This is a genomic window from Mixta theicola, assembly GCF_002895925.1.
In the GTDB taxonomy this organism is placed as follows: domain Bacteria; phylum Pseudomonadota; class Gammaproteobacteria; order Enterobacterales; family Enterobacteriaceae; genus Mixta; species Mixta theicola.
The window spans coordinates 228678-252970 of sequence record NZ_NWUO01000005.1 but is presented as its reverse complement, the minus strand read 5'-3'; the positions used below and the strand labels follow the sequence as shown (position 1 = coordinate 252970).

Annotated in this window: 20 protein-coding genes and 1 pseudogene; 19 read left to right on the top strand and 2 right to left on the bottom strand. The window is 55.7% G+C overall.

What is annotated here, in order from left to right; all coding sequences use genetic code 11:
- The first annotated feature begins 127 nt into the window (after positions 1-127).
- From yfbV to COO59_RS09205, 4 genes are all read left to right on the top strand, one after another.
- A complete protein-coding gene (gene yfbV / locus COO59_RS09220) occupies positions 128-577 on the top strand; it encodes a terminus macrodomain insulation protein YfbV (protein WP_103059500.1) in 450 nt (149 codons plus the stop codon).
- A 138-nt stretch (positions 578-715) separates the two neighbouring features.
- The gene (locus tag COO59_RS09215; RefSeq protein WP_103059499.1) at positions 716-1210 is read left to right on the top strand and encodes a YfbU family protein; all 495 of its coding nucleotides are present in this window, start codon (positions 716-718) and stop codon (positions 1208-1210) included.
- 13 nt (positions 1211-1223) lie between these two features.
- A complete protein-coding gene (locus tag COO59_RS09210; RefSeq protein WP_240614109.1) occupies positions 1224-1883 on the top strand; it encodes a sugar phosphatase in 660 nt (219 codons plus the stop codon).
- Between the two features lie 78 nt (positions 1884-1961).
- Entirely contained in the window at positions 1962-3797 is a 1836-nt protein-coding gene (locus COO59_RS09205) for an SLC13 family permease (RefSeq protein WP_103059497.1), read from the top strand.
- Position 3798: 1 nt separating this feature from the next.
- Here COO59_RS09205 and yfbR read toward each other — a convergent pair whose 3' ends face one another.
- Together yfbR and COO59_RS09195 are read right to left on the bottom strand one after the other, a co-directional pair.
- On the bottom strand, positions 3799-4398 hold the full coding sequence (gene yfbR / locus COO59_RS09200) for a 5'-deoxynucleotidase (protein WP_103059496.1): 600 nt from the start codon (positions 4396-4398) through the stop codon (positions 3799-3801).
- A gap of 109 nt (positions 4399-4507) precedes the next feature.
- Positions 4508-5725 carry a pyridoxal phosphate-dependent aminotransferase gene (locus COO59_RS09195; protein WP_103059495.1) on the bottom strand — a complete coding sequence of 406 codons (1218 nt, stop codon included), beginning with the start codon at positions 5723-5725 and terminating at the stop codon, positions 4508-4510.
- Between the two features lie 994 nt (positions 5726-6719).
- Between COO59_RS09195 and lrhA the strand changes: the two genes are divergently transcribed.
- The 15 genes and pseudogenes from lrhA (at position 6720) to COO59_RS09120 (ending at position 24290) form a co-directional block, all read left to right on the top strand.
- Positions 6720-7646, top strand: a complete 927-nt coding sequence (gene lrhA / locus COO59_RS09190) for a transcriptional regulator LrhA (RefSeq protein ID WP_103059494.1) — start codon at positions 6720-6722, stop codon at positions 7644-7646.
- Between the two features lie 659 nt (positions 7647-8305).
- Positions 8306-8743, top strand: a complete 438-nt coding sequence (locus COO59_RS09185) for an NADH-quinone oxidoreductase subunit A (RefSeq protein ID WP_103059493.1) — start codon at positions 8306-8308, stop codon at positions 8741-8743.
- A gap of 15 nt (positions 8744-8758) precedes the next feature.
- A complete protein-coding gene (locus COO59_RS09180) occupies positions 8759-9433 on the top strand; it encodes a NuoB/complex I 20 kDa subunit family protein (protein WP_085071019.1) in 675 nt (224 codons plus the stop codon).
- Positions 9434-9551: 118 nt separating this feature from the next.
- Entirely contained in the window at positions 9552-11351 is a 1800-nt protein-coding gene (gene nuoC / locus COO59_RS09175; RefSeq protein WP_103059492.1) for an NADH-quinone oxidoreductase subunit C/D, read from the top strand.
- Positions 11326-11869, top strand: a pseudogene (nuoE, locus tag COO59_RS09170) (NADH-quinone oxidoreductase subunit NuoE). The gene nuoC and the pseudogene nuoE overlap by 26 nt, the downstream one beginning before the upstream one ends.
- A 2-nt stretch (positions 11870-11871) precedes the next feature.
- The gene (gene nuoF, locus COO59_RS09165) at positions 11872-13212 is read left to right on the top strand and encodes an NADH-quinone oxidoreductase subunit NuoF (protein WP_103059490.1); all 1341 of its coding nucleotides are present in this window, start codon (positions 11872-11874) and stop codon (positions 13210-13212) included.
- 351 nt (positions 13213-13563) lie between these two features.
- The gene (gene nuoG / locus COO59_RS09160; protein ID WP_103059489.1) at positions 13564-16287 is read left to right on the top strand and encodes an NADH-quinone oxidoreductase subunit NuoG; all 2724 of its coding nucleotides are present in this window, start codon (positions 13564-13566) and stop codon (positions 16285-16287) included.
- The gene (gene nuoH, locus COO59_RS09155; RefSeq protein WP_103059488.1) at positions 16284-17261 is read left to right on the top strand and encodes an NADH-quinone oxidoreductase subunit NuoH; all 978 of its coding nucleotides are present in this window, start codon (positions 16284-16286) and stop codon (positions 17259-17261) included. Before nuoG ends, nuoH begins: the two co-directional genes overlap by 4 nt.
- Positions 17262-17274: 13 nt before the next feature.
- Entirely contained in the window at positions 17275-17817 is a 543-nt protein-coding gene (gene nuoI / locus COO59_RS09150; protein WP_103059487.1) for an NADH-quinone oxidoreductase subunit NuoI, read from the top strand.
- 10 nt (positions 17818-17827) lie between these two features.
- Positions 17828-18385, top strand: a complete 558-nt coding sequence (gene nuoJ / locus COO59_RS09145; protein ID WP_103059486.1) for an NADH-quinone oxidoreductase subunit J — start codon at positions 17828-17830, stop codon at positions 18383-18385.
- Positions 18382-18684: an NADH-quinone oxidoreductase subunit NuoK gene (gene nuoK / locus COO59_RS09140; protein WP_103059485.1), complete on the top strand. Its 303-nt coding sequence runs from the start codon at positions 18382-18384 to the stop codon at positions 18682-18684. Before nuoJ ends, nuoK begins: the two co-directional genes overlap by 4 nt.
- Positions 18681-20516 carry an NADH-quinone oxidoreductase subunit L gene (gene nuoL / locus COO59_RS09135; protein ID WP_103059484.1) on the top strand — a complete coding sequence of 612 codons (1836 nt, stop codon included), beginning with the start codon at positions 18681-18683 and terminating at the stop codon, positions 20514-20516. Before nuoK ends, nuoL begins: the two co-directional genes overlap by 4 nt.
- A gap of 127 nt (positions 20517-20643) precedes the next feature.
- On the top strand, positions 20644-22164 hold the full coding sequence (gene nuoM, locus COO59_RS09130) for an NADH-quinone oxidoreductase subunit M (RefSeq protein ID WP_103059483.1): 1521 nt from the start codon (positions 20644-20646) through the stop codon (positions 22162-22164).
- Between the two features lie 6 nt (positions 22165-22170).
- The gene (gene nuoN, locus COO59_RS09125; protein ID WP_103059482.1) at positions 22171-23628 is read left to right on the top strand and encodes an NADH-quinone oxidoreductase subunit NuoN; all 1458 of its coding nucleotides are present in this window, start codon (positions 22171-22173) and stop codon (positions 23626-23628) included.
- Positions 23629-23840: 212 nt separating this feature from the next.
- A complete protein-coding gene (locus COO59_RS09120; RefSeq protein WP_103059481.1) occupies positions 23841-24290 on the top strand; it encodes a GNAT family N-acetyltransferase in 450 nt (149 codons plus the stop codon).
- Positions 24291-24293: the final 3 nt, after the last annotated feature.

Here is a 24293-nt window from a genome sequence, read left to right as displayed (position 1 = left end):
GCGATGCTGGGAATGCGCTCAGAATAACGGCAGTCCCACGCAAAAACAAAATTTTTTGAAGGATGTCACATAAAGTTGTTTCGTTGCTTAAATTTTTTAAAACTTGCAAAAGAAGTTGAGGTGAGCCATGGCAAATGAATCCAGCGTCGGTTGGTTTAAAACATTCCAGCTTGGACAGCACTACATGAAAACATGGCCGAACGATAAACGTCTGGCGCCGGTTTTCCCGGAAAACCGCATCAGCACCGCCACGCGCTTTTCCATCCGCTTTATGCCGCCGTTGGCGATTTTTACGCTGACCTGGCAAATTGCGCTGGGCGGCCAGCTGGGACCGGCGGTTGCGACCGCGCTGTTTGCCTGTAGCCTGCCGATGCAGGGGCTGTGGTGGTTAGGACGCCGTTCCGTTACGCCGCTGCCGCCCGCGCTGCTGAACTGGTTTCATGAAGTGCGCGAAAAACTGCAGCAGGCCGGACAGGCGATCGCTCCGCTTGAAGGCAAACCCACCTATCAGGCGCTGGCGGATCTGCTAAAACGCGCTTTTCATCAGCTGGATAATACTTTCCTTGACGATCTCTGAATGAGGTTCGGGTTGCCAGCCAGTTTTTTTTACGGCAACCCGGCTTAAATCAAAGAAAGGCCGGCTTGTGATACCCCCTTTTTATGCACCGTGCGATTCTTGAACATCCTTTTATTGTGCTTAATACGGGAGTTGAAGATGGACATGACGCATGCTCAGCGCTTAATACTTTCCAACCAATACAAACTCATGACCCTGCTCGATCCGGATAACGGCGAACGCTATCGCCGCCTGCAAACTATTATTGAACGCGGATATAGTCTGCAGATGCGCGAGCTGGATCGCGAATTTGGCGAGCTGGGCGAAGAGGTTTGCCGCACCATCATTAATATTATGGAAATGCACCATGCGCTGCGGGTATCCTGGGAAAACCTGAAGGATCGGGCCGCTATTGACCAACGCCGGTTACAGTTTCTTGGTTTTGATGCGGCAACCGAAGCGCGCTATCTGGGATACGTGCGTTTTATGGTTAACACAGAAGGGCGCTACACCCATTTCGATGCCGGTACGCACGGCTTTAATGCCCAGACGCCGATGTGGGAAAAATATCAACGCATGCTGGCTGCCTGGCAAACCTGCCCGCGGCAGTATCATCTGTGCGCAACCGAGATTGCGCAAATTATCAACGCCTGAGAAGGAAACGCGAGTGAAGTGTAAAGGTTTCTTGTTTGATTTAGACGGCACGCTGGTCGATTCTTTGCCCGCCGTAGAACGCGCCTGGAGTAACTGGGGTAAGCGCCACGGTATCGACGCGGATGAAATCCTTAGTTTTATCCACGGCAAGCAGGCCATCACTTCACTGCGTCACTTTATGCGCGGCAGCAGCGAAGAGGAAATCCAGCAGGAGTTCCAGCTGCTGGAGAAAACCGAAGCTGAGGATACCGAAGGCGTAACGGCGTTGCCCGGTGCCTGCGAGCTGCTGGAGCATCTGAACGCGCTGGCTATTCCCTGGGCGATTGTCACTTCCGGTTCTGTGCCGGTCGCTTTTGCGCGTCGGCAGGCGGCAGGGCTGCCGTTGCCGACGCATTTTGTCACCGCCGAGCGCGTTAAAAACGGCAAGCCTGAGCCGGATGCTTATCTGTTTGGCGCAGAGCTGCTTGGCCTGCATCCTGCTGACTGCGTGGTGGTGGAGGATGCCCCAGCCGGTATTCTTTCCGGCCTTGCCGCCGGCTGTACGGTAATTGCGGTGAACGCGCCGGCTACTACGCCGCGCCTGGCGGAAACCGCTCTGCAGCTGACCACGCTTAATGCGTTGCGCATCGTAAAAGACGATGACGGGACGATAACGGTGCTAACCCAGGAGTGATTGATTTAACCCCGCTATCGCGGGGTTTATTTTATGGCATGCTGCACGCATTCAGGGTTTTCTGACACGGAACGGGCTGTGAATAGTCAACTTTTTTGGGTGATTGGGCTGCTGGGCGTAACCGTCTGGCTGTTCGCTTCCGGCAGGCTGCGCATGGATGCCGTTGCGCTGCTGGTGATTGTCGCTTTTGTCCTTAGCGGTACGCTAACGCTGCAGGAAGCCACCATCGGTTTTAGCGATCCTAACGTGATTTTGATTGCCGCGCTGTTCGTCATTGGCGAAGGACTGGTGCGCACCGGCATTGCGTTGCAGACCGGCGAATGGCTGATGAAAATCGCCGGCAACAGCGAAAGCAAAATGATTTTCTGGCTGATGCTGACCGTGGCCGGGCTGGGCGCGTTTATGAGCTCTACCGGCGTGGTGGCTATCTTTATTCCGGTGGTGCTGAGCGTGGCGGCGAAAATAGGCTCATCGCCCGCCAGGCTAATGATGCCGCTCAGCGTAGCGGGGCTGATTAGCGGCATGATGACGCTGGTGGCCACGCCGCCGAATCTGGTGGTGAACAGCGAACTCCAGCGTGAAGGGCTGGCAGGTTTTAGCTTTTTTGCCGTTACGCCCATTGGGCTGACGGTGCTGGCGCTGGGCATCGGCTATATGCTGGTAGCGCGCTATTGGCTGGCCGGCTCCTCTGCTGAAACATCCATATCCGGCGCACCGCGTCGTCGTAATTTCCGCGATCTGATCCGGGAGTATCGGCTTAGCGGCCGTGCCCGTCGTCTGGCGATCCGCGCCGGTTCGCCGCTGGTGGGACATCGCCTCGACGATCTTAAGCTGCGGGAAAAATATAGCGCGAACGTGGTCGGTCTGGAGCGCTGGCGTAAGTTTCGTCGCGTGATGGTGACGGTGACGGGAGAAACAACCTTTCGCAGCGGAGATGTACTGCTGATTGATATGTCGGCGGCAGAGATCGATCTGCGGCAGTTTTGCAGTGAACAGCAGCTGGAGCCGTTAATTTTGCGCGGCGACTATTTTTCCGATCGCGCACGTGACGTGGGGATGGCGGAGGTGTCGCTGATCCCCGATTCAGAGCTGCCTGGTAAAAGCGTACGCGAGCTGGCTTTTCGTCAGCGCTACGGGCTGAGCGTTATCGGTATTCGACGGCGCAACAGCCTGCTGGAAGGCGCGCTGGCGGATGAGGCGCTGGAGGTGGGCGATATTCTGCTGGTCATTGGCGACTGGCGGCGTATCCAGCAGCTACAGCAGCAGAAACGCGATCTGCTGCTGCTGGCGCTGCCCGCTGAAATCGATGAGGCGGTGCCGGCCCACAGCCAGGCTCCACATGCCTTATTCTGTCTGGCGCTGATGGTGGCGCTGATGATTACCGATGTGATTCCCGGCCCGATTGCGGCGATTATCGCCTGTTTACTGATGGGTAAATTTCGCTGTATCGATATGGAGAGCGCCTATAAAGCCATTCACTGGCCGGGGCTAATTCTGATTGCCGGAATGATGCCGTTTGCGCTGGCGCTGCAAAAAACCGGCGGCGTGGCGCTGATTGTGCAGGGATTGATGGATATTGCCGGCGGCAGAGGCCCGCATATTATGCTGCTCTGCCTGTTTGTGCTATGCGCCGGCATTGGGCTGTTTATCTCCAATACGGCGACCGCCGTGCTGATGGCGCCGATTGGCGTGGCGGCGGCGGCGCAGATGGGCGTATCGCCTTATCCCTTCACGATGATTATCGCTATCGCCGCCTCCGCCGCATTTATGACGCCGGTCTCTTCCCCGGTTAATACGCTGGTGCTGGGGCCGGGCGGCTATCGCTTTGGTGACTTCATTAAAATCGGCGTCCCTTTTACGCTGGTGGTGATGGTGGTTAGCGTCCTGCTGGTTCCGCAGCTGTTTCCGTTCTGATTTACAGCGGCGTATCCTGCGATATTTCATCCAGCGACAGCGTAAAGCTGGGCACAAAGACGGTGATAAAGTAGTCCATCTCCTCGCTGCGTCGCCGCTCCAGCGTTTCCTCCAGGCGCGCCAGCGCCCGCCGGAACTCATTATTGCCGGCTGAAAGCTCTTCAAGGCACTTCAGATAGGCGCATAGCGCGTCGGCCTGCTTGAGAATAGCGGTTTCCGCCTCGCTTTGCTGCTGTTCGTCCAGCAGCGGCCGCCATGCATCCTGCAGCTCGGTAGGCAACATCTCAATCAGCTTATGGCGGGCAATTTCTTCGATTTTTTTATATTCGTGTGCGATCTGCGCGTTGTAATACTTAACCGGGGTAGGCAAATCGCCGGTCAGCACTTCGCTGGCATCATGATAGAGCGCGATCAGCGCGATGCGTTCCGCATTCAGACTCCCGTTAAACATCTGATTTTTTATCAGCGCTAACGCATGAGCAACCATCGCTACCTGCAGGCTGTGCTCAGAGACATTTTCCGTACGCACGTTGCGCATTAGCGGCCAGCGATTGATCAGTTTAAGGCGGGAAAGATGGGCAAAAAAATGGCTCTGCTTCATTGAAAAGGTTTCTCCTGTACACAAACTGCGGAAACCGACCACTCCGGTCTCCGCAGCAACAGTATCGCCTTTTCATCCTCTGTGCTACAGCGTGGACGAAGCGCGTAGCTTACTGGCGATAACCCTCAAGGAAACGCCCAAATTTGCCGATGGCCATTTCCAGATCGTCAACGCGCGGAAGCGTCACGATACGCACATGATCCGGCCACGGCCAGTTAAAGGCCGATCCCTGTACCAGCAGCACTTTTTCCTGTAGCAGAAAATCCAGCACCATCTTTTGATCGTCGTGCAGGTTGAATTTTTTCGCATCGATACGCGGAAACATATAGAGCGCGCCCTGCGGCTTCACGCAGCTTACGCCGGGAATATCATTAATCAGTTCCCAGGCGCGCTGGCGCTGCTCATACAGACGTCCGCCAGGCATGATAAATTCGCTGATGCTCTGGTAACCGCCAAGCGCAGTCTGAATGGCGTGCTGAGCCGGAACGTTGGCGCACAGACGCATAGAGGCCAGCATTTCCAGCCCCTCAATATAGCCTTTAGCATGTTTTTTCGGGCCGTTAAGCACCATCCAACCCTGGCGGAATCCCGCTACGCGATAGGTTTTTGACAGGCCGTTAAACGTCACGGTAAGCAAATCGGGAGCCAGCGCGGCGATAGAGTGATGCTGCGCGGCGTCATACAGGATTTTGTCGTAAATCTCATCGGCAAAAATGATCAGATTATGTTCGCGTGCAATCTCAACGATCTCCATCAGCAGTGCTTTGCTGTAGACGGCGCCGGTAGGGTTATTCGGGTTGATGATGACAATACCGCGGGTGCGCGGAGTGATCTTGCTGCGAATATCGTCCAGGTCCGGGAACCAGCCTGCGGACTCATCGCACAGATAATGCACCGCTTTACCGCTGGAGAGGGAAACCGCGGCGGTCCACAGCGGATAGTCCGGCGCCGGCACCAGCATCTCATCGCCGCTGTTCAGCAACGCCTGCATTGACTGAACAATCAGCTCGGATACGCCGTTACCGATATAAATATCTTCTACGGTAACGTCACGCATATCGCGCGCCTGGTAATGCTGCATAATGGCTTTGCGCGCGGAATAGAGCCCTTTTGAATCACAGTATCCCTGAGCGCCAGGCAGGTTGCGAATAACATCGACCAGAATCTCATCCGGGGCTTCAAAGCCAAACGGCGCGGGATTGCCAATATTTAACTTCAGGACCTTATTGCCTTCTTCTTCAAGACGTTTGGCCTCTTTTAACACCGGACCGCGGATGTCATAACAAACATTATCCAGCTTTGACGATTTTTCGATAATTGTATTCATTGCATGTGCCTTAACTGACAGAACTGCGTTCCTGCCGTGGAAATAAACCCGCTCAATTTACTCTTCTGTTCCTGACATTTGAAGGGTAAGGCCGGCTTTTGGCGCAACCGGCAATCAATGACGAGCTGGCTGGTATGCAACGTCAGCCAAACTGAATTATCTGGATTAAAAAACCACATCGGCAGAAAAAATTAGCATAAATCACTAATCGCGTGCTCTGGCTGTAAAAATCTCTTCACGGCATGCGAGCTGGATCAGAAAAAGAAACAAATTAAGATAAAAAAAGTAGATTGATACTGAGCGAAACAGTTAAATTTTTTTACTTAAAATGCCGATAACAAGAAGGGGGCAGAATGTTGAAACATGCCGGATTCTTTACTGCCATTTTGGCATCAACTATCCCATTGTGCTTCAGGTTGCTTTTCAGCCAGCGAGCCGTTAAAAGCAATCGTTAAAAAAAGGCACAATAATGCTAAAAGGGTGCTTTATTGATAAGAAAAATGCGATTGGGGCTTAAAAATTAGGCGTCGTTGTGGCAGGATACGCATCAACGGACTTTGTGATAAAACAAACATGCCTGACTGCAGTAACGGTAAAAACGGCGGCAGTAAAGGTTAAGTCCGATGAATTTTTAGTTTTTTTGCGCTGTGCAATTTTGCAAACGCAGTATGTCGAAGTTATGAACCAGCGGCCCCGTAGTTAACTTGCCTGAAGTTGGCGCGGTTTCCATCAATAAGCAGGGCGCATTTTTGCGTTCACTGTAGCAGCGCCCAGGCACTGAACGTTTTAGTCGTTAAATACCGGCGGCACTGGCTGGTTTGCATGCATTCCTCCAGCGGTATTATGAAAAGCAGCTTTTCTTTATGCAATGTTGAGCTGTCGCTTCCGGCTTTTCGGAAACGTCATTATTGCCATCTTAATCTCCGTCTGACATTTGATCGGCGGAAGTAACACCAGGGTAGTTGTTCTTAAAAACTTATAAGTGAAGAAAAATATGACTAATGCAAATCGTCCGATACTTAATCTCGATCTCGATCTGCTGAGAACGTTTGTTGCAGTAGCAGATCTCAACACCTTTGCCGCCGCCGCCGCCGCCGTATGCCGAACGCAGTCGGCCGTCAGCCAGCAGATGCAGCGTCTGGAGCAGCTGGTAGGCAAAGAACTGTTCGCCCGTCATGGCCGTAACAAGCTGCTAACCGAACACGGAATTCAGCTGCTCGGTTATGCCCGCAAAATTTTGCGCTTTAACGATGAGGCCTGTACTTCGCTGATGTACAGCAACGTGCAGGGCGTTCTGACTATCGGCGCGTCCGACGATACGTCAGATACCATTCTGCCGTTCCTGCTGAACCGCGTGACTTCTGTCTATCCGAAACTGGCGATTGACGTACGCGTGAAGCGCAATCCGTTTATGATGGAAATGCTGAACCAGGGCGAAGTTGACCTGGTGGTGACTACTTCAAGCCCTGGTTCCTTTACTCATCAGGTGCTGCGTACTTCACCGACGCTGTGGTACTGCGCCGCGGATTATATTTTCCAGCGCGGCGAAGCAATTCCACTGGTGCTGTTGGATGAGCCAAGCCCGTACCGCGATATGGCTATCGATCATCTGAATGAAGCCGGTATTCCGTGGCGTATCTCTTATGTTGCCTCCACGCTGGCTGCGGTTCGCGCTGCCGTGAAGGCGGGCCTGGGCGTTACCGCACGTCCGGTAGAAATGATGAGCCCGGAACTGCGCGTAATGGGCGCGGCTGAAGGCCTGCCGGTGCTGCCGGATACGCAATATCTGCTGTGCCGCAACCCGGACAGCGAGAATGAACTGGCGCTGGCTATTTTCAACGCTATGGAATCCAGTAACGATCCGTACAACCTGCCTTTAGCGGGTCAGGGCGATGCGATGTTACTGGATGAAGAAGAATAACGGAAAAATGAGATATTTTCTCATTTAGAATGATAGCTGTTATTTAAAAACGCTAAAAAAAGGCTTCTTAGCCCGTTCTGGGGTTAAGAGGCCTTTTTATTAATCTTTTCTTGCGCATTTTTCCCCTTTTTAGCCAGGTTTGGCGTAACTCGCTCAGTGAAAATGAAATGCCTTTTTGAGCGCGAGCCCCTTTCGCCTTGCCTGCCCGCCGTTGCGCACTTGTCTAAAAATTGCGCACCCGAATCGTCTGTTATTTTATCAAAAAGGGCAAAAGTGTGTCCTGGATCAAAAAAATAACCCTGTTAAGGGGCAGGAAATCTGCCATTTTCCTGTCAAAATATGTTTGTTAAACGCGCGATCCAACTGTGCAAATACCCACTACACTTAATTTACATTCTTTAACTGACTCGATTTAGCTTAATTACTGCGCATCATATGTTAATAAAATGATGCAAGTGTAAATTAACGTGTGGATACTTTTGTCAAAGTTGACAAAAGGTTATAGAAAGGGGTAAAAAACCCCATTAAATTGCTGCTTATAGCCTAATGACAGCATAATTTATAAGGTTTTTCATCCTTCCCTTGAATTAATGTGGCGTGTTCTTCGCTATCGGCATCGCAGGACGCTAAACGCCACTTTTGATGAGTAAGCAGAGAGTATGTCAACAACCACAGAAGTTATCGCTCATCACTGGGCATTCGCTGTTTTTATCGTTGTCGCTTTTGGGCTATGCGTCTTTATGCTGGCCGGCGGCTGGCTGTTAGGCGGTCGCGCCCGCGCCCGTCATAAAAACACCCCGTTTGAATCAGGGATCGCTCCGGTTGGCAGTACGCATCTGCGCCTTTCTGCCAAGTTCTACCTGGTGGCTATGTTCTTCGTTATCTTCGACGTAGAAGCCCTCTTTTTATATGCATGGTCGACTTCCATTCGTGAAAGCGGTTGGGTCGGCTTTGTGGAAGCCACAATTTTCATTTTGGTGCTGTTGGCTGGTCTGGTTTATCTGGTGCGTATTGGTGCGCTGGATTGGGCGCCTGCGCGTCGTCGCGTAGACGTTGATACCAGTAAAGTCACTAACACCAACCCTCAAAAGCAGTAACAGCGAGGCATTAAGATGGACTATACGCTCACCCGCATAGACCCCAACGGTGAGAATGACCGTTATCCCCTGCAGAAACAGGAGATCGTTTCCGACCCACTGGAGCAGCATGTCCACCGCAGCGTTTACATGGGCAAGCTGGAGAACGCACTGCATGACATGGTGAACTGGGGGCGTAAGAACTCTCTGTGGCCGTTTAACTTTGGCCTTTCCTGTTGCTATGTCGAAATGACTACCTCTTTTACCTCGGTGCATGACGTAGCCCGCTTTGGTTCGGAAGTTATTCGTGCTTCGCCGCGTCAGGCTGACTTTATGGTGGTTGCCGGTACGCCATTCACCAAAATGGCCCCGGTTATTCAGCGTTTGTATGATCAGATGCTGGAGCCTAAATGGGTGATCTCAATGGGCGCCTGTGCCAACTCAGGCGGTATGTATGACATCTACTCAGTAGTGCAGGGCGTTGATAAATTCCTGCCGGTGGATGTGTATATTCCTGGCTGCCCGCCGCGCCCGGAAGCCTACATGCAGGCGCTGTTACTGTTGCAGGAATCCATTGGTAAAGAACGTCGTCCGCTCTCCTGGGTCGTTGGCGATCAGGGCGTTTATCGCGCCAATATGCAGTCCGAGCGCGAAAGGAAGCGCGGCGATCGCATTGCGGTAACCAACCTGCGTACCCCGGACGAAATTTAAATCAACAGTTTATGGATGGGGCCTGATACGCAGCGCAATAATACGACCAACCAACGCGCGCACCTCATCCTGACACCAACGACTTCGTGCCTGTTTTCAGGCCAATGGTGAGTAACGTATGACAGATTTGACCACGCAAGATCTCGCTCAGCCTGCATGGCAAACCCAGGATCACCTGGACGATCCGGTGATCGGCGAGTTGCGTAACCGTTTTGGACCGGATGCCTTTACCGTCCAGCCGACGCGTACCGGCATCCCGGTCGTTTGGGTTAAGCGTGAACAGCTGCTGGAGATCGCGGAGTTCCTGCGCAAGCTGCCAAAACCTTATGTGATGCTGTATGACCTGCACGGCACGGATGAACGCCTGCGTACCCACCGTAACGGGCTGCCCGCTGCGGATTTTTCCGTTTTCTACCATCTGCTTTCTATTGAGCGCAATCGCGACATTATGCTCAAGGTGGCTTTGTCTGAAAACGACATGCATCTGCCGACCCTGACCAAAATTTTCCCGAATGCCAACTGGTATGAGCGTGAAACCTGGGAAATGTTTGGCGTCACCTTTGATGGGCATCCGCACCTGACGCGCATCATGATGCCGCTCACCTGGGAAGGCCATCCGCTGCGCAAAGACTATCCGGCGCGCGCCACTGAATTCAATCCTTACGAGCTGACCCGGCAGAAAGAGGATTTGGAGATGGAAGCGCTGCGTTTCAAACCGGAAGAGTGGGGAATGAAGCGCGGCACCGAAAACGAGGACTTTATGTTCCTCAACCTCGGTCCAAACCACCCGTCGGCGCACGGGGCATTCCGTATTATTTTGCAGCTGGACGGTGAAGAAATCGTCGACTGCGTGCCTGATATTGGCTATCACCACCGCGGTGCGGAAAAAATGGGCGAGCGCCAGTCCTGGCACAGCTACATTCCTTACACCGACCGCGTGGAATATCTGGGCGGCTGCGTTAATGAAATGCCTTACGTGCTGGCGGTTGAAAAGCTGGCGGGCATCGTAGTGCCGGATCGCGTTAACGTTATTCGCGTGATGCTCTCCGAGCTGTTCCGCATTAACAGCCATCTGCTTTATATCTCCACCTTTATTCAGGACGTTGGCGCCATGTCGCCGGTGTTCTTTGCTTTCACCGACCGTCAGAAAATTTATGACGTCGTGGAAGCGATTACCGGCTTCCGTATGCATCCCGCCTGGTTCCGTATCGGCGGCGTCGCACACGATCTGCCGAAAGGCTGGGAACGCCTGCTGCGTGAATTCCTCGACTGGATGCCGAAGCGCCTGAAGGAATATGAAACCGTGGCGCTGAAAAACAGCGTGCTGGTAGGACGTGCTAAAGGCATTGCGTGCTACGGAAAAGATGAGGCGCTGGCCTGGGGCACTACCGGCGCTGGCCTGCGTGCCACCGGCATCGACTTTGACGTGCGCAAATGGCGTCCCTATTCCGGCTATGAAAACTTCGACTTTGAGATCCCGGTGGGCGACGGCGTTAGCGACGCTTACTCCCGCGTGATGCTAAAAATGGAAGAGATGCGTCAGAGCCTGCGCATTCTGGAGCAGTGCCTGAACAACATGCCGGCCGGGCCGTTTAAAGCCGATCATCCGCTGACCACGCCGCCGCCGAAAGAGCGCACGCTGCAGCATATTGAAACCCTGATCACCCACTTCCTGCAGGTTTCCTGGGGACCGGTGATGCCCGCTAACGAATCTTTCCAGATGATCGAAGCGACCAAGGGGATCAACAGCTACTACCTGACCAGCGACGGCAGCACCGTAAGCTATCGCACGCGTATTCGTACGCCAAGCTTCCCGCACCTGCAGCAGATCCCATCGGTGATCCGCGGCAGCCTGGTATCCGACCTGATCGTTTACCTGGGTAGTATCGATTTTGTTATGTCAGACGTGGACCGCTAATTATGCACGATCAAAAAATTGCCATCGAAACGATCGACCCGACCGAGGTCTTTGAGCTGAGTGCGGCAGAACGCGACGCGATTGAGCATGAAAAACACCATTATGAAGATGCACGCGCAGCCTCTATCGAAGCGCTGAAAATCGTGCAGAAACAGCGCGGCTGGGTGCCGGATGGTGCCATTAATGCCATTGCCGAGGTGTTAGGCATTCCTGCCAGCGATGTTGAAGGGGTGGCTACCTTTTACAGCCAAATTTTCCGTCAGCCGGTTGGCCGCCACGTGATCCGCTATTGCGACAGCGTGGTTTGCCACATCACCGGTTATCAGGGCATTCAGGCTGCGCTGGAGCAGTCGCTGAATATCAAACCTGGCCAGACCACGACGGATGGCCGCTTCACGCTGCTGCCGACCTGCTGTCTCGGTAACTGTGATAAAGGCCCGACGATGATGGTGGATGAAGATACGCACGTTCACCTGACGCCGGAAAGTATTTCATCGTTACTGGAGCAGTATCAATGACAATGAAAGAGATCATTCGTACTGCGGAAACGCATCCGCTGACCTGGCGTATGCGTGACGACAAGCAGCCGGTGTGGTTTGACGAATACCGCAGCAAAAACGGCTATGCCGGCGCGGAAAAAGCGCTGTCCGGCCTGGCGCCTGACGAAATCGTCGCGCTGGTGAAAGATTCCGGCCTGAAAGGGCGCGGCGGCGCAGGCTTCTCCACCGGTCTGAAGTGGAGCCTGATGCCGAAAGACGAGTCGATGAACATCCGTTACCTGCTGTGTAACGCCGATGAGATGGAGCCGGGCACCTATAAAGACCGCCTGCTAATGGAGCAGATGCCGCACCAGCTGGTGGAAGGGATGCTGATCAGCGCCTTTGCGCTGAAGGCCTACCGTGGCTATATCTTCCTGCGCGGCGAATATATTGAGGCGGCGGTGCATTTGCGTCGCGCTATCGCCGAGGCCACCGAAGCGGGCTTCCTCGGTAAAAATATTCTCGGCACCGGCTTTGATTTCGAACTGATCGTGCATACCGGCGCGGGCCGCTATATCTGCGGCGAAGAGACGGCGCTGATTAACTCGCTGGAAGGACGCCGCGCGAACCCGCGTTCCAAGCCGCCATTCCCGGCCTCTGCCGGCGCCTGGGGCAAGCCGACCTGCGTTAATAACGTAGAAACGTTATCTAACGTGCCAGCTATCCTGGCTAACGGCGTGGAATGGTACAAGGGGCTGTCGAAAAGCGACGATGCCGGCACCAAGATGATGGGCTTCTCCGGCCGGGTAAAAAACCCGGGCGTCTGGGAGCTGCCGTTCGGCATTACGGCCCGTGAAATTCTGGAAGATTATGCGGGCGGCATGCGCGACGGGCTGAAGTTTAAAGCCTGGCAGCCGGGCGGCGCAGGAACCGATTTCCTGACCGAGCAGCATCTTGATCTGCCGATGGAATTTGCCAGCATCGGTAAAGCGGGCAGCCGTCTGGGCACCGCGTTGGCGATGGCCGTGGATCACGAAATCAATATGGTTTCGCTGGTGCGCAACCTGGAAGAGTTTTTTGCCCGTGAATCCTGCGGTTGGTGTACGCCATGTCGCGACGGCCTGCCGTGGAGCGTAAAAATCCTGCGCGCCCTGGAGCAGGGCAAAGGGCAGCCGGGAGACATCGAAACGCTGCAGCAGCTTTGTCGTCAGCTTGGCCCCGGTAAAACCTTTTGCGCCCATGCGCCAGGTGCCGTCGAGCCATTACAAAGCGCGATCAAATATTTCCGTGAAGAGTTTGAAGCCGGTATTGCGCCGCAGGTGTTTGGTAACACGCGTGCCATTAACGGCATTCAGCCGAACCTGCTGAAAGCGCGCTGGTAAAACAGAGCAGCAACGGAAAACGGTTAGCGCTGCTTTACCCTGGCGCCTGGCGCAGCGGAGCGCTTCTGTTTAAAGAAGCGCGGTAAAAAATGAATCCCGCGAGCTTACATCGGTAAGTGAGCGCGGTGAGTGAAGGCAGCCAACACCGCTGCGGCCTGAGGGCGAAGGGGCGTTTACCCAAAGCATTTCAGGTTGCAGCAAGGCGGCAACTGAATGAATCCCGCGAGCTTACATCGGTAAGTGAGCGCGGTGAGTGAAGGCAGCCAACACCGCTGCGGCCTGAAAGGCGAAGGGTAAAAAAGAATTGTGTTTAACGCTCGGACATCCGAGCCTTACGGAAGCATGTTCACTATGGCTACAATTCATGTAGACGGTAAAGAATATGAGGTAGATGGGGCGGACAACCTGCTACAGGCGTGTCTCTCCCTCGGCCTGGATATTCCTTATTTTTGCTGGCATCCGGCGCTGGGAAGCGTGGGAGCCTGCCGCCAGTGCGCGGTAAAGCAATACCAAAACGCTGAGGATACCCGCGGTCGCCTCGTCATGTCCTGCATGACGCCTGCTGCCGACGGCACCTTTATTTCTATCGACGATGGCGAAGCGAAAGAGTTCCGTGAAAGCGTGGTCGAGTGGCTGATGACCAACCACCCGCACGATTGTCCGGTATGTGAAGAGGGCGGCAACTGTCACCTGCAGGATATGACGGTGATGACCGGCCACAGCTTCCGTCGCTATCGCTTCACCAAGCGTACCCACCGCAATCAGGATCTTGGGCCGTTTATCTCCCATGAGATGAACCGCTGTATCGCCTGCTACCGCTGCGTGCGTTACTACAAAGATTATGCGGACGGCAAAGATCTGGGCGTATATGGCGCGCATGACAACGTCTATTTTGGTCGCCCGGAAGATGGCACGCTGGAAAGCGAGTTCTCCGGTAACCTGGTAGAAATCTGCCCGACCGGCGTTTTCACCGATAAAACCCACTCCGAACGCTATAACCGTAAATGGGATATGCAGTTTGCGCCCAGCATCTGCCAGCAGTGCAGCGTCGGCTGTAACACCAGCCCAGGCGAACGCTATGGCGAACTGCGCCGTATCGAAAACCGCTATAACGGCAGCGTTAACCACTATTTCCTCTGCGACCGCGGCCGCTTTGGCTATGGCTACGTTAACCGCAAAGATCGTCCGCGTCAGCCGATGCAGCGTCGCGGCGATAATTGGGTGGCGTTAAACGCCGAGCAGGCGATGCAGGGCGCGGCGGATATTCTGCGCCAGGCGAAAAAAGTGATCGGTATCGGCTCACCGCGCGCCAGCGTAGAAAGCAACTTTGCGCTGCGTGAACTGGTGGGCGCGGCTAACTTCTCGACCGGCATGCCGGCTGGCGAACAGGCGCGTCTGGAGCTAATGCTGAAAGTGCTGCGCGAAGGCGGCATCCATACGCCGGCGCTGCGTGAAATTGAAAGCTACGATGCGGTGCTGGTGCTGGGCGAAGATCTGACCCAAACCGGCGCGCGCGTGGCGCTCTCCGTGCGTCAGGCGGTAAAAGGCAAAGCGCGTGAAATGGCGGCGGCACAGAAAGTGGCCGACTGGCAAATCGCGGCGATCATGAACATTGGTCAGCACGCGAAGCATCCGCTGTTTGTTACCAACGTGGATGAAACCCGTCTTGATGATATTGCTGCCTGGAGCTATCGCGCGCCGGTAGAAGATCAGGCGCGTCTCGGCTTCGCTATCGCCCATGCGCTGGACGCTGGCGCGCCGACGGTCAGCGATTTTGACAGCAGCCTGAACGGCAAACTTGACGTTATTGTCCAGGCGCTGGCCGGTGCGAAGAAGCCGCTGATTATTTCCGGCACGCATTCCGGTAGCGAGGCGATGATCGAAGCGGCGGCTAACGTAGCCAAAGCGCTGAAAGGACGCGGCGCCGACGTCGGCATTACGCTGCTGGCCTCCGCGGCCAATAGCGTTGGCCTTGGCATGATCGGCGGCAATACGCTGGACGATGCGCTGGAACAGCTGGAAAACGGCGGCGCCGACGCAGTGGTGATTCTGGAAAACGATCTCTATCGTCACGCGCCGAAAGCGAAGGTGGACGCCGCGCTGCGCAACGCCGACAACATTATCGTGGTCGATCATCAGCGTACGGCAACCATGGAAAAAGCGGGTCTGATTCTGTCAGGCGCCAGCTTTGCTGAGAGCGACGGCACGCTGATAAACCAGGAGGGCCGCGCTCAGCGCTTCTTCCAGGTTTACGATCCCGCTTATTACGACTCAACGATCGTGATGCTGGAAAGCTGGCGCTGGCTACATTCGCTGCACAGCGCGCTGGAAAGCCGTCACGTCGACTGGACGCAGCTGGATCACGTTATTGACGCCGTGGTTGCCGCGCTGCCGCAGCTGAAAGGCATTAAAGATGCTGCGCCGGACGCGTCATTCCGCATTAGCGGTCAGAAACTGTCGCGTTCGCCGCATCGTTCCAGCGGACGTACCGCCGCGCGCGCCAATATCAGTGTGCATGAACCGCGTCAGCCGCAGGATATGGACACCATGTTCACCTTCTCAATGGAAGGGAACAACCAGCCCGGCGCGGCGCGCTCTGAGATCCCTTTCGCCTGGGCGCCAGGCTGGAACTCGCCGCAGGCGTGGAATAAGTTCCAGGATGAGGTGGGCGGCAAACTGCGCAACGGCGATCCGGGCGTGCGGTTGTTCGAAGCGACGGCGGGCCAGCTTGACTGGTTCACCCAGGTGCCAACGGCCTTTGCCCGCCGCGGCGGCTGGCGCGTTGCGCCTTACTACAATCTGTTCGGCAGCGAAGAGATGACACAGCGCGCGCCGGTTATCCAGCAGCGTATGCCGCAGGCCGCCCTGGTCATTAACCCGGCCGATGCCGCCACGCTCGGCGTCAATGCCGGCGCGGCGGTAGAGTTCAGCTGCTGCGGTGAAACGCTGCGTTTGCCTGTTCGCTTCTCCGATGCGCTGCAGGCAGGGCAGGTAGGGCTGCCGCTCGGTATGCCGGGCGTACCGCCGTTCCTGTCGGGCGCCAACATTGACACTCTGCGGGAGGCGGCACAATGAGCTGGCTGACACCGGACGTTATCGATATTTTGCTGGGCATTCTTAAGGCGATCGTCATTCTGTTGGTGGTGGTCTCCTGCGGTGCCTTTATGAGCTTCGGCGAGCGCCGTCTGCTCGGTCTGTTCCAGAACCGATATGGGCCTAACCGTGTCGGCTGGGGCGGCTCGCTGCAGCTGGTGGCGGACATGATCAAAATGTTCTTTAAAGAGGACTGGGTTCCGCCGTTCACCGATCGCTTTATCTTTACGCTGGCCCCGGTCATCGCCTTCGTTTCACTGCTGTTGGCGTTCGCCATCGTGCCGGTCAGCCCGACATGGATGGTGACCGACCTCAACATCGGGCTGCTGTTCTTCCTGATGATGGCAGGGCTGGCGGTGTACGCGGTGCTGTTCGCTGGCTGGGCGAGTAACAACAAATACTCCCTGCTGGGCGCGATGCGTGCCTCTGCACAGACGCTGAGCTACGAAGTGTTTCTCGGCCTGTCGCTGATGGGCGTAGTGGCGCAGGCCGGCTCGTTCAACATGAATGACATCGTCAACAACCAGGCGCACCTGTGGAACATTATCCCGCAGTTCTTTGGCTTCGTGACCTTCTGTATTGCGGGCGTGGCGGTGTGTCACCGTCACCCGTTTGACCAGCCGGAAGCGGAGCAGGAGCTGGCGGATGGTTACCACATCGAATATTCCGGCATGAAGTTCGGCCTGTTCTTCGTGGGTGAATATGTGGCGATTACCACGGTTTCCGCGCTGATTGTTACGCTGTTTTTCGGCGGCTGGCACGGTCCGTGGCTGCCGCCCTTTATCTGGTTCGCCATTAAAACGGCATTCTTCATGATGATGTTTATTCTGATTCGTGCTGCGCTGCCGCGTCCGCGCTATGACCAGGTAATGTCCTTCGGCTGGAAAGTATGTCTGCCGTTGACGCTGTTGAACCTGCTGGCTACCGCCGCAGTGATTCTGTACAACGCGCAGTAAAGGGGTTGTAACCATGACATTAAAAGAGATTATTGTCGGTTTCGGCACCCAGGTACGCAGTATCTGGATGATGAGCCTGCATGCCTTCGCGAAGCGTGAAACCCAGATGTATCCGGAGGAGCCGGTCTATCTGCCGCCCCGCTATCGTGGACGTATTGTACTGACGCGCGATCCGGATGGCGCAGAGCGCTGCGTGGCGTGCAACCTGTGCGCCGTCGCCTGTCCGGTCAGCTGTATTTCGCTGCAAAAGGCGGAAACGGTGGATGGCCGCTGGTATCCGGAATTTTTCCGCATCAACTTTTCACGCTGCATTTTTTGCGGCATGTGTGAAGAGGCCTGCCCGACTACGGCAATCCAGCTAACGCCGGATTTCGAGCTGGGCGAGTTCAAACGTCAGGATCTGGTGTACGAGAAAGAAGACCTGCTGATTTCAGGGCCGGGCAAATACCCGGAATACAACTTCTACCGTATGGCAGGCATGGCGATCGAAGGGAAAGACAAGGGCGAAGCGGAAAACGAAGCCAAACCCATCGACGTCAAAGGCTTGTTACCTTAAGGAGCCAGGCATGGAATTTGCGTTTTATCTTTGTGGTCTGGTGGCGGTGCTAACCACGCTACGCGTGATTACCCACACCAACCCGGTACATGCGTTGCTGTACCTGATCGTTTCGCTACTGGCGATTGCCGGCGTCTTCTTTTCGCTTGGCGCCTACTTCGCCGGCGCGCTGGAGATTATCGTTTACGCCGGCGCCATCATGGTGCTGTTCGTCTTCGTGGTGATGATGCTTAACCTTGGCAAGTCGGTTGAAGATCAGGAGCGCCAGTGGCTACAGCCTTCGCTGTGGATTGGTCCGGGCCTGGTTTCGCTGCTGCTGCTGATCGTTATGGTGTACGCCATTATGACCGCTAACGACCAGGGTATTGACGGCAAGGTTATCGATGCGAAAGCGGTGGGTATCAGCCTGTTTGGCCCTTATGTGCTGGCGGTTGAACTGGCATCAATGCTGCTGCTGGCGGGGCTGGTGGTCGCGTTCCATATCGGGCGCGAAGATCGTCATGGCGAAGTGCTTAGCAACCGCGTCAGCGATGCGGCGGCTGCGAAAACGAAGGAGGAGCGCGCATGATCCCTCTACAACATGGACTGATTCTGGCAGCCGTGCTGTTTGTCCTCGGACTGACGTCGCTGGTGCTGCGTCGTAACCTGCTGTTTATGTTAATCGGTCTGGAAATCATGATTAACGCCTCGGCTCTGGCGTTAGTGGTGGCGGGAAGCTACTGGGGGCAGGCGGATGGTCAGGTGATGTATATCCTGGCGATCAGCCTTGCCGCAGCGGAGGCCAGCATTGGCCTGGCGCTGTTGCTGCAGCTCTACCGCCGTCGTCAAACCCTGAACATTGACACAGTGAGCGAGATGCGCGGATGAATCTTCTTTACTTAACCATACTGCTTCCGCTGATCGGCTTTTTGCTGCTGGCGTTTTCTCGCGGCCGCTGGTCAGAAAATCTGTCTGCTACCGTGGGCGTCGGGTCGATTGGCCTGGCGGCGCTGGTCACTATTTGGGTCGGCCTCGACTTTTTTAATCATGACCGCGCGCCGTTTACCCAGGCGCTGTGGACCTGGATGCAGGTCGGTAACTTTAATATTGGCGTAACCCTGACGCTGGACGGCCTCTCTTTCACCATGCTGTCGGTGGTGACCGGGGTCGGCTTCTTCATTCATATGTTCGCCTCCTGGTATATGCGCGGAGAAGAGGGCTACTCGCGCTTCTTCGCCTATACCAACCTGTTTATCGCCAGCATGGTGGTTCTGGTGCTGGCCGATAACCTGATGTTGATGTATCTCGGCTGGGAAGGCGTGGGCCTCTGCTCTTATCTGCTGATTGGTTTCTATTACACCAATCCGGATAACGGCAAGGCGGCGATGAAGGCCTTTATCATTACCCGCGTGGGTGATGTGTTCCTCGCGTTTGCGCTGTTCATTCTCTACAACGAGCTGGGCACGCTGAACTTCCGCGAAATGGTCGAGCTGGCGCCGGCGCACTTTGCTGCGGATAACCATATGCTGCAGTGGGCGACGCTAATGCTGCTGGGCGGCGCGGTCGGTAAATCGGCGCAGCTGCCGCTGCAGACCTGGCTTGCCGACGCGATGGCGGGTCCGACGCCGGTTTCGGCGCTGATCCACGCGGCGACTATGGTGACCGCTGGCGTGTATCTGATCGCCCGTACGCATGGCCTGTTCCTGATGACGCCGGAAGTGCTGCATCTGGTGGGTATCATTGGCGCGGTCACGCTGGTACTGGCAGGCTTCGCGGCGCTGGTGCAGACCGATATTAAGCGCGTGCTGGCCTATTCCACCATGAGTCAGATCGGTTATATGTTCCTGGCGCTGGGCGTTCAGGCATGGGATGCCGCTATTTTCCACCTGATGACCCACGCCTTCTTTAAAGCGCTGCTGTTCCTTTCCTCAGGTTCGGTGATTCTGGCCTGCCACCACGAGCAGAACATTTTCAAAATGGGCGGCCTGCGTAAAAGCATCCCGCTGGTTTATGTCTGCTTCCTGGTGGGCGGCGCGGCGCTGGCTGCGCTGCCGCTGGTTACCGCTGGCTTCTACAGTAAGGATGAAATCCTGTTCGGCGCGCTGGCGAACGGCCATGTCAATCTAATGGTTGCCGGGCTGGTCGGTGCTTTCCTGACCTCGATTTATACCTTCCGCATGATCTTTATCGTCTTCCACGGCGAAGAGAAAATTCATGCCCATGCGGGCAAAGGCATTACGCATCATCTGCCGCTTATCGTGCTGCTGGTTCTTTCCACCTTTATTGGCGCGCTGATCACGCCGCCGCTGGCTGGCGTACTGCCGGTAAGCGAACATGGCGAAGCGGGCAAAATGGGGCTGGAAATTGCGTCGGGCGTGGTTGCCATCGTTGGCATCCTGATTGCCGCCTGGCTCTGGCTCGGCAAGCGTTCGCTGGTTACCAGCGTGGCGCGCAGCGCACCGGGGCGTTTCTTCGGTACCTGGTGGTTTGCCGCCTGGGGCTTCGACTGGCTGTATGACAAAATTTTCGTTAAGCCTTATTTGGGCATCGCCTGGCTGCTGTCACGCGATCCGCTGAATGCGCTGCTGAATACGCCGGCTCTGGTTTCACGCCTGGCGAATAAAGGGCTGGCGGTAAGCGAAAATGGCTATCTGCGCTGGTATGTGGCTTCCATGAGCGTGGGTGCCGTTGTGGTGCTGGCGCTGCTGCTGGTGATGTAAGGTTAGTGAGCGGGATGCGGCGCCGTCGCATCCCAACCGATAAGCTTGTGAAAAAACCTGAGGTTGGGCATGACCGGTCATATTTACCGGCGGCTCATGCAGGACTAGAAAAGGGACCGTAACCGCCATGTTATTACCTTGGCTAATTGTTATCCCATTTGTCGGCGGCTTTCTCTGCTGGCTGGCTGAGCGCTTAGGCGCGAAGACGCCACGCTGGATCGCCCTGGTTACAATGGGTTTGACGCTGGTGCTTTCACTGCAGCTCTGGTTGCAGGGAGGCTATTCACTGACCCAGGCGGCGGGCATTCCGCAGTGGCAATCTGATTTCTCCGTTCCCTGGATCCCGCGCTTCGGCATTGAGTTCCACCTGGCGCTGGACGGTCTGTCGCTGCTGATGGTGGTGCTGACCGGCCTGCTGGGCCTGATGGCGGTGCTCTGCTCCTGGAATGAAATTGAAAAGTATCAGGGCTTTTTCCACCTCAACCTGATGTGGATCCTCGGTGGCGTTATCGGCGTGTTCCTTGCCATCGACATGTTCCTGTTCTTCTTCTTCTGGGAAATGATGCTGGTGCCGATGTACTTCCTCATCGCGCTCTGGGGTCATAAGGCATCGGACGGGAAAACGCGAATTACCGCCGCGACCAAGTTCTTTATTTATACCCAGTCATCCGGCCTGGTGATGCTGATTGCCATTCTCGGCCTGGTGTTTGTGCATTACCGCGCAACCGGCGTCTGGACCTTCAACTATGAAGTGCTGCTGCACACGCCGATGTCGCACGGAGTTGAATATCTGCTGATGCTCGGCTTCTTTATCGCTTTCGCGGTAAAAATGCCGGTGGTGCCGCTGCACGGCTGGCTGCCGGATGCGCACAGTCAGGCACCGACCGCCGGTTCCGTGGATCTGGCCGGGATCCTGCTGAAAACCGCCGCTTACGGTCTGCTGCGCTTCAGCCTGCCGCTGTTCCCGAACGCATCGGCGGAGTTTGCACCTATCGCCATGTGGCTGGGGATTATCGGTATTTTCTACGGCGCGTGGATGGCATTTTCACAGACCGATATTAAACGCCTGATCGCCTACACCTCGGTCTCCCATATGGGCTTCGTGCTGATCGCCATTTACACCGGCAACCAGCTGGCGTTCCAGGGCGCGGTGGTGCAGATGATTGCGCACGGCCTGTCGGCGGCGGCGCTGTTTATCCTCTGCGGTCAGCTGTATGAGCGCCTGCATACGCGTGATATGCGTCAGATGGGCGGTCTGTGGTCACGACTGAAATGGATCCCAGGGCTGTCGCTGTTCTTTGCGGTGGCTAACCTTGGGATGCCGGGCACCGGTAACTTTGCTGGCGAATTTATGATTCTGACCGGAAGCTTCCAGGTGGTGCCGACGATTATCGTTATCGCTACCTTCGGTCTGGTGTTTGCTTCCGTTTACTCGCTGATCATGATGCAGCGCGCCTATTACGGTGCGCCGAAGTCAGAGACACCGCTGCGCGGTATGTCTGCGCGTGAGTTCATCATGATTATGGTGCTGGTGGTTCTGCTGGTGCTGCTTGGGGTGTATCCGCAGCCGATTCTGGACACCTCACACGCTGCCATGAGCAACATTCAGCAGTGGTTTACCGCTTCAATTTCAACTACAAGGCCGTAATTCGCCATGACAATAACTCCTCAACAACTGATCGCACTGCTGCCGCTGTTGATCGTCGGATTGACGGTGGTGGTTGTGATGCTGTCCATTGCGTGGCGACGCAACCATTTTGCTAATGCAACGCTGACCGTGATTGGCCTCAACCTGGCGCTGTTGTCACTCTGGTTTGTGGGCCAGGCAGGGCCGATGGACGTCACGCCGCTGCTGCGCGTTGATGGTTTCTCGATGTTCTATACCGGGCTGGTGATGCTGGCAAGCCTGGCGACCTGCACCTTTGCCTATCCGTGGCTGCAGGGCTTCAGCGATAACTGCGACGAGTTCTACCTGCTGGTGCTGATTGCCGCGCTGGGCGGCGTGGTACTGGCGAGCGCCAACCATATGGCCTCGCTGTTTATCGGCGTGGAACTGCTGTCGCTGCCGCTGTTTGGTTTGATCGGCTACGCCTTCCGTCAGAAACGCTCGCTGGAGGCGGCGCTGAAATATACCATTCTGTCGGCGGCGGCCTCATCCTTCCTGCTGTTTGGTATGGCGCTGGTGTATGCCGATTCCGGCAGCCTGAGCTTTGTCGAGCTGGGCAAAAACCTGAGCGACAGCATGCTGCATCAGCCGCTGATGCTGTTGGGCCTCGGCATGATGATTATCGGTCTGGGCTTTAAACTGTCGCTGGTGCCGTTCCATCTCTGGACGCCGGACGTGTATCAGGGCGCGCCTGCGCCGGTTTCCACTTTCCTGGCGACCGCCAGCAAGATCGCCATTTTTGGCGCGCTGATGCGTCTGTTTATGTACGCGCCGGCGACCGACAGCGAAGCGATGCGCAATGTGCTGGCGATTATCGCCGTGGTTTCCATCCTGTTTGGTAACCTGCTGGCGATCGGCCAGAGCAACATTAAGCGTCTGCTGGGCTACTCCTCTATCGCGCATCTGGGTTATTTACTGGTTGCGCTGATTGCGGTGCAGTCACACCAAATGTCGCTGGAAACCGCTGGCGTCTACCTGGCCGGTTACCTGTTCAGCAGCATCGGCGCCTTCGGCGTCGTGAGCCTGATGTCCAGCCCGTATCGTGGCCCGGACGCCGACTCGCTTTACTCCTATCGCGGCCTGTTCTGGCATCGTCCGGTGCTGTCGGCGGTGATGACGGTGATGATGCTGTCGCTGGCCGGTATCCCGATGACGCTGGGCTTTATTGGTAAGTTCTACGTGATCGCGCTGAGCGTTAACGCCTCGCTGTGGTGGCTGACTGGTGCGGTGGTAATCGGCAGCGCCATTGGCCTCTACTACTATCTGCGCGTTACCGTCAGCCTTTACCTGAGCCCGCCGGAGCTGCATACCCGTGATACGCCAGCAAACTGGGCGTTTACCGCGGGCGGCATCGTGGTGCTGATCTCGGCCATTCTGGTGCTGCTGCTGGGTGTTTATCCGCAGCCGCTCATCAGCCTGGTGCAGCTGGCGCAGCCGCTAATGTAAGCCAGCCGATAATGAAAAAGCCCTGTAGCGATACAGGGCTTTTTTTATGGCATCAAAATCGGCGGTTAGGCGGTAATTTTTTATGACGCAGGCCGCCGTCTTGCTCCTCGCTGTGGCGAGGTTATATTAAGTCAACAACATGCGCATTACCGGCGCAAAAAACAGCAGCCCGGCTGCGATAACCGGCTAAAACCAAGGGGGATGGCGGGAAGATGGAATTAACCTGGTACGATTTGCATCACAGCGAGCTGAATAAACATCAGCTGTATGACATTCTGGCCCTGCGTAGCCGCGTCTTTATCGTCGAGCAGCAGTGCCCGTATGAAGATATTGACGGACAGGATTTAGTGCGTGATAACCGTCATATTTTTGCCCTGGGGGAAGGAAGAATGCTGGCCTGCGCGCGCCTTTTAACGCCGGTGGATGCAGGCAGCCCGGTAAAGATTGGGCGGGTTATTGTTACCAGTGAAGCGCGGGGATTGCAGCTTGGCTATCGCCTGATGGAACAGGTGCTGATGAGCTGTGAGCAATACTGGCCGGGCCGTCAACAGGCTCTTGCGGCGCAGGCGCATCTACAGGGTTTTTACGCACGGATGGGCTTTAAGTCGGTTGGCGAGATTTATCTGGAAGATAATATTCCGCATATCGATATGGTGAAATAGCGC

What these genes read in the sequence shown, in the direction of transcription:
- nuoL (WP_103059484.1), top strand. Translation starts at nt 18,681, where the DNA reads ATGAATCTTCTTTACTTAACCATACTGCTTCCGCTGATCGGCTTTTTG.
- COO59_RS09185 (WP_103059493.1), top strand. Translation starts at nt 8,306, where the DNA reads ATGTCAACAACCACAGAAGTTATCGCTCATCACTGGGCATTCGCTGTT.
- nuoN (WP_103059482.1), top strand. Translation starts at nt 22,171, where the DNA reads ATGACAATAACTCCTCAACAACTGATCGCACTGCTGCCGCTGTTGATC.
- nuoG (WP_103059489.1), top strand. Translation starts at nt 13,564, where the DNA reads ATGGCTACAATTCATGTAGACGGTAAAGAATATGAGGTAGATGGGGCG.
- yfbR (WP_103059496.1), bottom strand. Translation starts at nt 4,398, where the DNA reads ATGAAGCAGAGCCATTTTTTTGCCCATCTTTCCCGCCTTAAACTGATC.
- nuoK (WP_103059485.1), top strand. Translation starts at nt 18,382, where the DNA reads ATGATCCCTCTACAACATGGACTGATTCTGGCAGCCGTGCTGTTTGTC.
- COO59_RS09180 (WP_085071019.1), top strand. Translation starts at nt 8,759, where the DNA reads ATGGACTATACGCTCACCCGCATAGACCCCAACGGTGAGAATGACCGT.
- COO59_RS09195 (WP_103059495.1), bottom strand. Translation starts at nt 5,725, where the DNA reads ATGAATACAATTATCGAAAAATCGTCAAAGCTGGATAATGTTTGTTAT.
- nuoM (WP_103059483.1), top strand. Translation starts at nt 20,644, where the DNA reads ATGTTATTACCTTGGCTAATTGTTATCCCATTTGTCGGCGGCTTTCTC.
- nuoI (WP_103059487.1), top strand. Translation starts at nt 17,275, where the DNA reads ATGACATTAAAAGAGATTATTGTCGGTTTCGGCACCCAGGTACGCAGT.
- COO59_RS09215 (WP_103059499.1), top strand. Translation starts at nt 716, where the DNA reads ATGGACATGACGCATGCTCAGCGCTTAATACTTTCCAACCAATACAAA.
- nuoF (WP_103059490.1), top strand. Translation starts at nt 11,872, where the DNA reads ATGAAAGAGATCATTCGTACTGCGGAAACGCATCCGCTGACCTGGCGT.
- lrhA (WP_103059494.1), top strand. Translation starts at nt 6,720, where the DNA reads ATGACTAATGCAAATCGTCCGATACTTAATCTCGATCTCGATCTGCTG.
- nuoJ (WP_103059486.1), top strand. Translation starts at nt 17,828, where the DNA reads ATGGAATTTGCGTTTTATCTTTGTGGTCTGGTGGCGGTGCTAACCACG.
- nuoH (WP_103059488.1), top strand. Translation starts at nt 16,284, where the DNA reads ATGAGCTGGCTGACACCGGACGTTATCGATATTTTGCTGGGCATTCTT.
- nuoC (WP_103059492.1), top strand. Translation starts at nt 9,552, where the DNA reads ATGACAGATTTGACCACGCAAGATCTCGCTCAGCCTGCATGGCAAACC.
- COO59_RS09120 (WP_103059481.1), top strand. Translation starts at nt 23,841, where the DNA reads ATGGAATTAACCTGGTACGATTTGCATCACAGCGAGCTGAATAAACAT.
- yfbV (WP_103059500.1), top strand. Translation starts at nt 128, where the DNA reads ATGGCAAATGAATCCAGCGTCGGTTGGTTTAAAACATTCCAGCTTGGA.